The 13,708-nt window shown below is 72.2% G+C and carries 1 protein-coding gene; it reads left to right on the forward strand.

Going from position 1 to position 13,708, the window contains the following annotated elements:
• Nucleotides 1-137 precede the first annotated feature (137 nt).
• Nucleotides 138-13,619 (forward strand): LWXIA domain-containing protein, encoded by a 13,482-nt coding sequence (locus tag WJ35_RS26445; RefSeq protein ID WP_069240644.1) that lies wholly within the window; start codon nt 138-140, stop codon nt 13,617-13,619.
• The last annotated feature ends 89 nt before the right edge of the window (nt 13,620-13,708 follow it).

The raw sequence follows: 13,708 nt of genomic DNA on the forward strand, positions 1-13,708 counted from the left end.
CGTCGCGCCGCGCGCCTCGCCGCGCTACGAAACAGCCGTGCGCCCGCCGCGATGCGCGTCCGTACACTCGAACGATCGCGGCGCGGCGTGTGGCGCGCCGTGCGCGCCGCGCATCGCGCGGCTCAACGGAGACGAGCATGCTGTCGATCGACGGACTGGGACTGGGTGTCAACTGGCAGCGCTTCCTGTCGGAAACGCTGAATCCGGTCGTCGCGCCGCCGCCCCCGCCGCCGAAGCAGGACGATCCGGCAGCCGGCCCCGCGAACCCGACCGTGACGCCGCCGATCCCAGTCACCGCGTCGCTGGGCACCGACCCGGCCAAGCCGACCAACGCGGAAATCCAGTCGGCCACGTCGCTGATCCAGAGCATGGCCGCGCAGTACACGGCGCCGCCGCCCGACATCACGGTGGAGAACGACAAGACGACCGCCGTGCAGAAGGCGATCCAGGGCGCGCAGACCAAGTACGACAACGCGTCGCAGGCGCTGCAAGGCGCGCAGAACGTGCTGCACCTGGCGAACCGCGACCCGGAGTCGACGCCCGCCGAGCGCAAGAGCGCGCAGGCCGACTATGCGAAGGCGCGCGCGGCCGCCGACGACGCGCAGCGCGAGCTGAACGTGACGACCGACGCCGGCTACATGATCCTGTACGGCGAGCAGGCGAACGCCGACATGCCGGCCGGGATGAAGCTCGACGATTCCGGCAAGGTGACGGACCCCGGCGACGCGCAGCACGCGGCCGACCAGCAGCTCAAGACGCTGATCGCGGCATTCCCCGATCACCCGGACGATCCGAACTGGGCGCCGCAGGCAAGCGACTGCAAGAACCCGCTGCAGATCCGGCTTTATGACGACTGGCAGAAGGCGCAGGCGCATGCGTCGGCCGGCTCGGCGAAGTTTTTCGCGGACGTCGCGAACTCCAATCTCGCGTACGCGCAATTCCAGTCGTACCTCGCCGATCCCGACTACAAGGCGGCGCTCGATGCGGGCGTCGGCCGGCTCAACGATGCGTTGCAGCCGCTCGACCTGCAGGTGTCGATGCCCGACGCGCCGGATTCCGCGGATGCGGCGCAGACGACCGTCACGGCCGCGGCCAAGGACGCGAACTACGCGAATGCCGCACTCGCGGCGGCAAACGACAACGTGACGCTCGCCCAGGCGCAGCAGCAGTCCGATGCCGACAACGGCAAGGAAGGGCCGACGGTGATCGTGCCCGACGCGATCGCCAAGGACAAGACGGCGCTCGCTCATGCGCAGGTCACGGCGGGCACGAGCAGCAGCTATCTGCAGATGCTGGCCGCGCAGCAGCAGGCCGACACGTTGCAGGCGAACTACCACGGCAAGCTCGCTCGCCTGTCCGACGATCCGAGCGAGCCGTACCAGCAGCTGCAGCTCGCGAAGCAGCAGGCCGGCATCGCGCACGACGCGTTCGTGGTCGCGTACGGCGCCTCACTCGCGCAGCAGTACGACGACCAGGCCGCGCAGATCGAGGCGAGCGTCAAGCCGCCCGCGCGTCCCTCGCCGTTCAACACGGCGAACCCGTCGCAGCTGTTCGCGCCGCCGCCGTGGAACACGACGGGCACCTCAGCGAACGGCACCCCCGCGAACGCGGCGCCGCTGTTTTCGTCGCCGTTGCCGAAGACGAACGCCGCAGGCGCGCCGAACGCCAACGGCGCGCCGAACGGCAGCCAGCCGTTGTGGAACACGTCGCCGTTGCTGAACGGCCCGCTGTCGTTCGCGCCGGCGGATGCGGCGGCGAACCCGGCCACGCCGTCCGGCCCGACGCTGCTCGACGCGAAACGCCTGCGCGTCACCGCGGGCGCCATCCGCGCCGCCGGCAACCGGCTGTCGAATCTGGTCAACGAGCGTGCGACCGGCGCGGCGCTCACCGAAGCGCGCAACCAGCAAGCGCAGAAGCACGCGACGCTCGCGACGATCCAGCAGCAATACGACGACTGGCAGGCCTCGCATCCGGCGCCGACGCGCTTCCGGCAGCTCGCCGACGGCGACATCCTGCCCGCGTATACGCCGCCGCTGCCGAACCCGAACCAGACCCAGCTCGATCAGGCGAAGAAGGATGCGCAGAACGCCGACAACGCCGTGCAGCGGCTGCAGTTGCTGAGCGAGTCGGCCCACCAGCAGGTGCTGCTGGACCAGTTCGACGCGGGACTCGAAGAGCGGCTGCGCTATGCCGATCCGAATTCCGACGCGTACAAGGACTACCAGAGCGCGCAGCACGATTTCTACGAGGCACACCGCAGCGAATTGTCGAACACGCTGCTCGACGCGGCGAGCGCGAGCACCGGCAAAGGCGCGACCATCGACTTCGGCAAGCTGAGCGACACGCAGCAGCGCAATCTGATCGGCGTCGCGCTCGGCATGGCGCCGGACGTCGGCGGCGACGCGTCGTCGAACACGTCCATCGCGACCGACACGCAGACGCATTTCACCAACAAGGACAAGCTGTCGACGATCGACAGCGTGCGCGACCAGCTGCTGAAAGTCGGCGGCGGCGCGACGACGCAGGTCAGCGTGCTGCCGATGGTGTATGCGGCGAAGGATGCCGGCATGACCACCAGCGCGCTGTTCAAGGTCAGCGGCAAGGACGGCACGCAGTACGTCGACGAGACGGCGAGCACCTACGACGACATCAACGACTACATCGACAACAACGAGCTGTCGAAGGACGGCACCGTCGACATCGCGACCGGCCACAACGCGGACGGCACGCTGCAGCTCGTCTCGAAGGCCGCGCACCACGAGAGCGGCTTCGACAGCTTCATGAACACGCTGACCAGCACCGGCCTGAACATCGGCATGATGGTCGGCGGGATGGCGCTCGAAGGCCTCGGCACGCTGCTCGACGGCACCGTCGTCGGCGCGGTCGTCGGCGTGCCCCTGAACCTGCTCGGCGCGGGGATGATGTACACCGCGATCGGCGCGACGGTGACGAGCGCCGGGCTCGATCTGGCCAACCGCGCCGACCACGGCCGCAGCATCAATCCGTTCACCGACGCGGGTGCGCGGATGGACTTCATCAATCTCGTGCCGATGGGCGCCGCGGGCGCCGCGAAGCTGGCCGGCGCCAAGCTGTTCACGCGCACCGTGACGGCGCTCACGCGCACGCCGAAAGTCGCGTCGGTGCTCGCCGGCGGCACGAAGGCCACCGCGGTCGTGACCGGTCTGGGCGCCGGCTTCGAGGCGTTCGGCGAAGCCGGCTACGACTACTTCGTCACCGGCGACAAGAAGGCCGCCGGCGAGGAGCTCAAGTCGGGGCTGACGAACGTCGCGCTGATGGCCGCGGGCGGCCTCAAGGAGCGCGTGGTCACGTCGGTGCGCACGGGCACCGGCAGGCCGATACCGATCCGCGGTGCGGACGGCAAGACCGTCAGCGTGGACAGTCAGACGATCGGCCGGATCCTCAACAAGGGCGACGACGCGTCGCTCGCGGCCGGCCGCACGCGCGTGACGCTCGACGGCGAGGCCGTCACCGTGTCGCCGGACGGCACGCTGCGCGTCGGCGACAAGATCCTGACCTACGAAGACCAGCCGATTCGCGTGCTCGACCGCACGTCGCGCAACGCGTTGCCCGCAGGCAAATTCGTCGTGCTCGGCGAAGACGGCAAGCTGTCGGTCGTCTCCGCCTCCGACAAGAGCTGGACCAACGGCACGCGGATCGACTCGGTGACCGACACCGGCGAGCGGCTGTCGTTCGGCGACGGCGGCGGCATGAGCACGACGCCGAAGGTCGTGGCGAGAACACCGCTCGAACTGCTCGACCGCACGCTGCAGCAGGCGCGCGACGAATACGCGGCCGCCCGCGACGAACAGGCGCCGCGCAGCCTCGCGCAAGCGGCCGAGCAAGGCGAGACGGCCAGCGCCGCGAACGACGCGCGCAGCACGCGGCGCACGAGCCAGGAACGCGCGCGCGTCGACGCGCAGCGCGACGAGGCCGCGGCCGAGCATGCGACCGACGCGAACCTCGACCGGCGCAGCGCCGACGCCCAGGCGCTGCGCTACCGGCCGCTCGACGCCGACGCGTCGCCCGGCGCGAGCGCGCGCACGACGCCTGCCGCGGCACGCCCGCGTATCGACGTCCGGGTCGTCGACCTGACCGGCGCGAAGCCCGCCGCCCGCGCGGCGACGGCCGATCCGGCCGGCATCTCGGTGCCGCGCGGGCCGAGCGCGGAACCGCTCGAGGTCGGCGGCCGCACGCTCTACATCGTGCGCGACGGCGACGCGCCGCATAGCGCGTCGCCCGCCGCCGCGCGCACGCCGAATCTCGACGAACCGATCGTCGTGATCGCCGGCGAGCACGACGCGCAACTCGCACCCGAGCTCGCGAACCGCTGGGACAAGCCCGTCTATGCGGCGACGCCCGAGGCGCTCGACGCCGACGGTCAGCTGCGCGCCGACGCGCGCACGCTGCGTTTCGACCCGGCGCCCGACGGCGTCGCGCTCGCGGGCGACGCCGAAGCGGCACCGCACGCGTCGCCCGCCCGCGCGCCAGGCGACGCGCCGGTGATCGTGCTCGCCGGCAAGCGCGGGCCGAACGAGCCGGCGCTGCCGCGTCCCGCCGCGACGCCGCGGCCGCTGAAGGCGCTCGACGGCCGCTTCAGCGCGCCGAACCGCGTGCTGGTGCTGGTCAAGTCCGAGCGCAGCGCCGCGCCCGAGCGTGCGCCGGCACACGGCGAGACCGCGCCGCCGCGCGAGCGCGCAGGCGGCGGCGCCGCGCGGCCCGTGTCACACCACGACGTCGCCCTCGCCTACGATGCCGACCTGGTGGCCGCGCATCCGGAGATCACCGAAGCCGCGCCGCCCGAAGCGGCCGCGTCCGGCCCCGGCTGGTTCACGCGGATGCAGATGCGTTTCGGCGGTGCGCCGGTGCCCGACACCGTGCTGGCGCTCGCCTCGCAGTCGGCGACGCTCGTCACGCAGCTGCGCATGCTGAGCGACGGCGGCTGGCGCGTGAAGGTCGGCAAGCGCGGCGGCGGGAGCCACATCGATGTGCGCAAGCGCGTGATGACGATCGACGGCGCGCTTCAGGAACCGGGCAGCATCACCTACACGCTCGCGAGCGAGGCGCGCCAGGCGGTCGAGGCGATGGCCGGCGCGCTGGACCTCGACTACGGCAGCCGCAGCCGCTTCACGCGCAAGGCGCTCGAAGCGGAGGCGCGCGCGCAGATCAACGCGTTCGAGGCGCGCTACGAGATCGCGCTGTCGACCGGCGTCGACATCGCCGAACACGCGCAGCTGCCCGATGCGATCGCGCGCGAAGGCGTCGACTGGCACGGGCCGACGAGCGATTACACGGGCACGGTCGCGCGGCTCGCCGAAAACTTCGCCGATGCGCCGGTGGCCGCTCGCGACGCGCAGACCTATAGCGAGTTCTACGACGACGTGTGGGCGCGCCAGAAGCGCCGCGGCGGCGTCCCGCGCCGGATGCCCGCGCCGCGGATGCAGCCCGCCGACGGCCAGGACGGCACCGCGCCGGCCGGCCGGCAGCAGCTCGACGCGCGCACCGCGTGGAGCTACGCGCACGCCGTGCTCGAGTCGCCGTTCGGCGAGCGCCCGGCGCCCGATGCCGCCACGTTGCAGGCGCGCCGCGACGGCCACATGTCGACGTTCGCCGACGGCGACGTGCTGGTGCTGCATGCGGACACGCTGCCCGACGGCACGCTGCTCGTCGACGGCAAGCCGGTGAGCGCGCACGAATACGCGCTCGCGATGGCGCCGTGGCCCACGCTCAGGCAGGCGGACACGATCGTGCTGTCCGCCGGGCAAGGCGGCTACGAAGCGGCCGCGCGGCTCGCGAACGTGTGGCAGCGCGCCGTCTACGCGCCGCCCGAGCATGCGGTCGGCGCCGACGCGACGGTGCACGACACGCGCATGTTCCACCGCTTCGATCCCGCGCCCGCCGCGCCGCACGCGCTCGGCGAACTCGCGGCCGACGCCGACGGCGTGCATCTGGCCGGCGATCCGGCCAGCCGGATCGACATCGACGGCAACGTCGGCGAACTGCTCGGCGCCGGCGCGCGCAAGACGGCGTTCGCACTCGGCGACGACGCCGCGCTCGCCACCGTCGACCGCAGCCCGAAGCCGCCCGGCGCACCGCAGGAACCGCTGACGCCCGAAGCGCAGCGCGCCGCCGACGAGCAGCTCGTGCGCGACGAGCAACGCGCGCTCGCACAGCTGGAACAGTGGGGCATCCGCACCGTTCGGCTGGACGGCCCGTTCCGCGCGCTCGGCGACCGCGTCTCCGCGCTGTCGCTCCCGCTCGGCGTGTTCCACAGCGACGAATTCGCGAGCGGCCGCCTGCCGCCCGCGGTGGCGCGCGCGGCCATCCAGAACGTGTTGAAGACGCGCGAGGTGCTCGAGCAACACGAGGTCGGCTTCGACCTGCAAGGCATCTTCACGCGCTCGGGCGATTTTCTGGTCTGCGATCCCGGCCCGATCCTGAACACCTACGCGGCGCACACGCTGTCGCTGTCGCGCCTGTTTGAGATCGAGAAAGGCATTCACCGCTGGATCGAGCAGCACGGCGTCGACGCGCTCGATTCGGCGCTCGATCCGGCCCGCGACCCGACGCCGCTGGCCGACGATGCGTTCGTGCAGAAGCCGTCGGTGATCACGCGCGTGCGCATGCGGGTGGGCGGCGCGCCGCTGCCGAACGAGGTCAGCGCGCTCGCGCAGCAATCGGGCACGCTCGCGCAGCAATTGCGGATGCTCGAAGACAACGGCTGGCGCGTGCGCGTCGGCAAGCGCGGCGGCGGCAGCCGGACCGACGCGCGGAAAAAACGCGTGACGCTCGACGGCAGCCTCGCGCACACCGGCGCGATGACCTACGTGCTGGCGCACGAGACGGGGCACGCGGTCGAGGCGATCAGCGGCACGCTCGGGCTCGACTACAGCGGCCGGCGCCGCTTCACGCGCAAGGCGCTCGAAGCCGAGGCGCGCGCGCAGCTCAACGCGTTCGAGGCGCGCTACGAAATCCAGATGGCGACCGGCGTCGACATCGCCGCCGGCGTGCGGCTGCCCGACGCGCTGCAGGCGGAAGCCGACGCATGGCCGGCCGCGCGCGGCGACGCCGGCGCGCTCGCACGGCTCGCCGACGCGTTCGCCGAGGCACCGGTGTCGGGCGCGCGCGGCAAGACCTACACGGAGTTTTACGGCGACGCGTACGATCGCGGCCCCGGCCGGCGCGCGCGCGCGATGCCGGCGCCCGAGACGCGCGCCGCGCACGACGGCGATGGCGAGCGCGACGCGCCGACGACGATGCGCGAGATCCAGGCGCAGCGCGCGGCATGGTCGCAGGCGCATGCGGAACGCGACGCGTCGCCGTTCGGCGCGAGCGGAGCGCCGCCGGTCGACACGCTCGCGCTGCTGCGCGACGGCCGCGTGCTGCTCGACATGGGCCAGCGCATCGCGATCGTGCCGGCCGACACGCTGCGCGACGGCACGCTGCTCGGCCCCGACGGGCAGCCGGTCGGTCCGCACGAGTTCACGCTGCTCAACGCGCCGCCGTCCGATTACGGCTACACGACGATCCTGGCGGCGCGGCATGCGAACGAAGGCGCGGCCGCGCAGCTCGCCAACCTGTGGCAGCGCGCGATCTACACCGTCCATCCCGACGCGATCGGCGCGGACGGTATGCCGACCGACCTGTCGGCAATGAACCGCTACGTGCCGGCGAGCTATCGCCAGCCGTCGCTCGGCGAGCTGTCGGTCGACGGCGCGCACGGCACGCTCCATCTCGACGGCGCGCCCGGTCGGCCGGTCGATCCGGCGGACTATCTCGGCCCGGTGCTCGGCTCGGGCGCGTACAAGACGGTGTTCGACGGCGGCGCCGGCCAGGCGCTCGGCGTCTACCGCGACGGCTCGATCGACGGCCTCGCCGATGCGTACGAAGCGGTCGAGCTCGAGCAAGGCGGGCTCAAGACGCTGAGCGAGGTCTACGAGCTGCCGACCAGCACCATCGACGGCCCGTTCTCGGTCGTGAACCGCGTGGGCGTCGTGCTGAAGCCGTCCGCGCAGTTGAGCAGCGTCGACGTCGAGTTCGACATCGGCCTGCCGGCCGTGGTGTCGAGCCGCGGCCTGACGGATCTCGCCCGCATCCGTCGCGTCACGCAGGACCACCATCTGCTCTACGACTTCCAGGTGCTGTTCGCCCGCAACGGCGACGTGCTGCTGCACGATCCCGGCGAAGTGCTGCCGCACGGCGATCCGCACGGCACCGTGCTCGCGCGGATCGACGAAGTCGCCGCGAAGATCCACTCCGGGCTCAGGCACGGCCGCATCAAGCTCGCGCATCCCGCGTTCGACGAGGCCGGCGCGTATGCGCCGCGCCGCGGCGCGATCGCGCACGTCGTCATGACCTTCCGCGGCATCGTGCTGAGGATGCAGGCCCACGCGCTGGCGCGCCGCTCGCCGACGCTGCGCGCGCAGCTGCGGCTCGCGCGCGCCGACGGCTGGAAGGTGAAGCTCGGCGCGCCCGGCGGCGGTCAGTATGTCGATGCGGCGCGACGCAGGATCGTGCTCGACGGCAACACGCGCCGCGCCGGCACGCTGGTCTACGCGCTCGCGCACGAAGTGCAGCACGGCGTCGACCTCGCCACCGACACGCTCGGCCTCGACCGCAGCAGCCCCGACGCGTACGTGAAAAGCCTGCTGCTCGCCGAAGCGCGTGCGCAGCTCAACGCGTATCGCGTGCGCGCCGAAATCCTCGCGGCGGGCGGCCCCGACGTCGCCGCGCACGTGCAGCTGCCGGCGACGCTCGCGCGCGCGGCGGAACACGCGTTTGCCAGCGGCGAGCCGGCCGCGCTCGATGCGCTCGCCGACGCGTTCGGCGAGATCCGCACGTCGCTGCCCGGCACGCCGACCTATCGCGCGCTGTACGGCGAGCAGGCGCGCACCGAGCTCGCGGGCGAGCCGGCGCCGCTGACGCTGGCGGCCCCGGCCACGGGACGCGGCGGCGGGCGGCGCGGCGGCGCCCGGTCGGGCCGCAACGCGCTCGACAGCGCCGAGATGACCCGCGCGCGCGCGTGGCTCGACGCGCGCGGATTGCGCACGCTCAAGCGCGTCGACGGCGCCGATGCGGCGTCGCTGCGCGCGCTCGTGCGCCAGACCGGCACCGATACCGTGCTGCTGATCACGCGCGCCGGCAAGATCACGCCCGCGGCGGTGCCCGAGGTGGTCGCGACCGCACGGATCGATGCGAACGGCGCCATCGCGCAACCGAAGTTCGTCGGCGGCAAGCTCACGCCCGACGAGCAGCAATCGCTCGCGGCCGCGCTCGATCCCGCCCACGACGCGGCCGACCCCGCGCAAGCCGCGGCCGCGCGCGCGGGCTTCGCGTTCCATGCGTCGCCGGTGTCGCTCAAGCAGCTGCAGGCGCTCGGCGGGATGGCGAAGATCGAGTACGCAGGCGACGGCAAGGTCGTCGAATTCACGCGGCGCGGCCGCGTGAGCAGCCGCTACGTCGATGCGATCGGCGCGCTCGCCGATGCGAAGCACTATCGCAGCGCGCACAAGGCGCTCGGCGCGGCCGGCCGGACCGACACCATCTACGCGATCGACCGCACGACGGGCGAGCTGCGCGGCCATGCGACCTACGATGCCGCGAGCGGTTCGTGGAACTACCACGAGAAGGCGCCGCTGGCGCAGACGCGCATCGGCGAGCGGCCGCTGCGCGACGCCTATCCGCGCCGCGCGCAGGTGCGCGTGCGGCCGCACGGCAAACCGCACGGCGTGCCGCTCACGCGGGCGCGCCGGCATGGCGTGTCGTTCGTGGTCAGCAGCATCGATCCGGCCATGCTCGAACAGGTCGGCAATCGCTTCGATGCGCCGAAGCCGCCGAAGGCCGACAAGCCGGACAGGCTGCCGCGGCCCGGGCTGCGCTACCTCGGCCAGCTCGGCATCACCAAGACGCTTAACGCGCCGCGCCGCGTCGCGCTGTTGACGCGCAACCGCACCGCGGCGCTGCTCGGCCGCGCCCGCACGGGCGCCGCGCTGCCTGCTGCCGGGGCGGCGGCGGCGAGCGTGCCGCTGTTCGACCGGAACCTGCTGCCGTCGGGCAAGCACGCGGCGCTGGATTTCAGCGGCCACAATGCGGTGCATCTGCTGAGTGCGGCCGAGTTCGGCGCGCTCGATGCGGGCAAGCATCACATCTACGTGTACGACACGAGCGACCCGCTCACCCACCGGCTCGACACGCCGCAGGGCGTGCTGGTGCCGGACGCGAAGGGCAAGCTGACGTGGCACGACTGGCAGAATCCGGGCGCGCCCGGCGTGCCGCTCGAATCGTCGCCGATCGGCGCGGGGCCTTACGGCGCCGACACCCATCTGCTGCTCACCGAGCTGACGCCGGCCGAACTCGCGGACCACGCGCGCGGCACGCGCCTTGCCGCGCTGAACCGGCGCGTCGAGTATCTGGACGGGATCGCGAAGGACACGTCGCCGAGCACCTTCGCGTCGCTGCGCAACTGGGCAAGCGACGCGGCCCGCGAAACGCGCAGCGCACGCAAGGCGCTGAAGAAGGAAATCAAGGCCGCGACCAAGGCCGCGAAGCGCCAGGGGCTGCCCGAGCCGGCCTATCCGGAGCTCAAGCTGCGCCCGTACCAGCCGTCGCTCGTCAGCACGACGCTGGTCGAATGGAAGCGCCTGTATGGCGACGGCAACGTGCCCGACCTGTTCGCGCACCTCGAGCGGATCGACGCGCTCGCGAAGCACGAGCGCGATTCGCGCCTGCCGCCGCTCGAGCTGACCGACGCGACGGCCACGACGCCGCCGCCCGCGACGATGGCCGATGCCGCCGCATGGCGCGGCACCGGCCTGCCGTTGTACGTGGCGCGCGACTGGTCGGGCGGCGGCGCGCGCTACGCGCCGGTGCCGTTCTCCAGGCGTGCGCAGCGCGGCCTCAGCACGGCCGCCGCCACCGACCGCGCGCTGCGGCGCGCCGTGCTCGGCGCCGGCGACGCGGTGCGCAACCGCCTCGTGCCGATGAGCCGTGCGTACCGGCTGTCCGACGATCCGGCCGAATTCGTCGCGCAGACGCGTCGCCACGGCGGCGTCATGCCGGTCGTGACGATCCCGATCGATCCGCACACGCTGAACGCGACGCGCGGCGCGAAGCACGACCTGGAATTCGTCGGCGACGTGAAGTCGATCGGCGACCAGCGCAAGGCGAAGATCGACTACTGGGAAGGCACCATCACGGGCGAGAACGGCAACGTCGCGCATCTCGACGACCTGACCCGCGAGAACCTGCACCGCTGGCTCGACGCGGCGTCGGAGGCCGGCTTCCTGCTGCGCTTCGAAACCGCGCCCGCGCGCGCGCTCGTGTCGGCCGCCGACTACCGGCACCTCGCGGGCACCAACGACGGCTATCACCATCACGCACGCCTCGGCGCGCTGCTCGAATCGTGGGCCGCCGAGCACGAGGGCGAACCCGCGCCGAACGTGATGGTCACCTTCCACGGCTGGGACAGCGTGCTCGAGCCGGTGCCGGGCGCCGGGCACCTCGAGCTGCTCGACTCGCTGCTCGATCGCCCCACGCTCGAATGGGTGCACGTCGGGCTGTCGTACGCGACGCACGGCTCCGACTTCATCGCGAACCAGGAACTGACGACCGCGCTGGCGAAGCGGCTCGTCGAGCGCGCCGTGGACGAATACGCGCAGCCCGACGGCCTCGACGCACCGCGCAGCAAGCTCGCGCGGCTGCACGGCACGGACGCGCTGACCCGCGTATTCGAGCGTCTCGACGCCGACACGCTCGCCGGCCAGCATCAGCTGCTGTTCGCCGAAATCGAACGGATCGGCCGCGAAAAGGGCCTCACGCCCGCGCAGATCGCCGAATTGCGCCAGCGCCTGTACGAAGGCAATACGACGCGCCTGCTGCATCGCGCGCGCTATGCGACGGCGAAGTTCGCGACCGACGCGTGGCACGCCGACCCGAGCCATGCGCCGTCCGAGAAGTCGCGCGAGCGCAAGTTCAACGAGGCCTGGCTGAAGGACGTCGGCGCCCGGCTGCGCGCGCCGCAGCAGGATACGACGCTGGTCGACGGCAGCACCGTCGCGGCGGGGCTCGAACCGTGGCGCGAAGTGGTCCGACGGCCGGCGCTGATGGTCGACGCGTCGCTGCCGGTCAGCGAGAGCCGCCTGATCAGCGCGCAGGCGGCCGACTACGTGAAGCCGGGCGATCCGCTCGCCGCCTTCGCGGAACTCAATGCGCTGCGCCTGCAGCAGATGGAACGCTCGTGGTCGGTGCTCAGCTGGAAGAACGTGCTGTCGGGGCTGGTCGGGATCGGCGCCGGCATCGCCGTCCACCATATCGGCCTGACGCCGACCGACTACAAGCAGGCGGCCAACGCGACCTTCGTCGGCGTGCGGACCGGCCGCCTCGTGCAGGCGCTGCATCAGGACACGCTGCGCGCGCTGCAAAGCGGCGATCCGCGGCTGTTCAACCACGTGATCGATCGCTTCATCAACGGGCTCAACAACCAGTTGTCGGCGCACCGGATGGACGAGGCGCAACGTCGCGCGTCGCTGGTGCGGCTGGCCGGCGAAGGCCGCGCGAAGATCAACCTGCAGCTCGAACTGCACGGCCGCAACGCGCTGTCCGCCGACAAGACGGTCGACTACACGAAGCTGATCGCGAACGACATGCTCGCGCAGATGCAGGGCGTGCTGGGCGGCACGTCGCTCCAGCAGATGCACGAGGGCAATCCGCGCCGCTTCTTCGGCAAGCTCGGCCGCACGGCCGCGATCGCGGGTTATGCGAGCCTCGGCGAGATGTCGCTGCATACGCTGCTGCAGGATCCGTCGCTGGTGCCGCTGCTGGGCACCACCGGCGCGGTGCTGGGCCTCACCTACACCGGCCTCGTGCAGGCCAGCGCGTTCACCCACCTGAGCATCGAACGGCGCAGCCGCTTCGTGCGCTTCATCGACACCGCGTCCGACCTCGCGAGCATCGCCGGCGGCTATATCGCGCCGTTCGTGGGCGCGGCCGCGACGATCCACACCAACCTGCCGACGGCGATCGCGTCGCTCAGCTCGGCCACGCTGCTCGCGCTCGCGCGCGTCGAGGCGCATTTCCCGAACCTGACCAAGCGCGTCACCGGCAAGATGCCGACGATCCTGCTGCTCGCGCCGATCGGGATCTACGTCGGCAACTGGGTTTATACGGCGGTCAGTGGCGGCAGCAGCAGCGGCAACGGCAGTAACAACGGCAACAACAACACGTCGCCGTCGAACGGCACCACGCACCACGGCAGCGCGCCTTCCGCGCCTGGCCTGCCTTCCGCGCCGGCCGTGCCGCCCCTGCCGCCATCGGGCACGCACGCGCACGTCGCGCCCGCGGCGCCGCCCACGACACCGACGACGCCGCAGACGCCGGCCGCCGCGCAGCCGTACATCGTCGTCGCCGGCGATTCGCTGTGGGTGATCGCCGACCGGCATCGGCAGTCGCTGCTCGAGGCCGCGCACGTGTCGCGCGCCGATCAGCAAGGGTTGACGCGCGACCAGCAGGACGCGCGCGCGCTGACCGAAATCCTGCAGCTCAATCCGTCGGTCGCCGGCGATCCGAACCAGTTGTCGGTCGGTACGCCGCTGAACATCGGTTGAGCGGCGTGGGAGTGTGAGCCTCGAACGGCCTGAACCGGCAAGGACGGGGGCCGCTCGCGGGCCTCCGCGTGTTGCGCATCGCGTTTCAC

The organism is Burkholderia ubonensis (assembly GCF_001718695.1).
Classification (GTDB): Bacteria; Pseudomonadota; Gammaproteobacteria; order Burkholderiales; family Burkholderiaceae; genus Burkholderia; species Burkholderia ubonensis_B.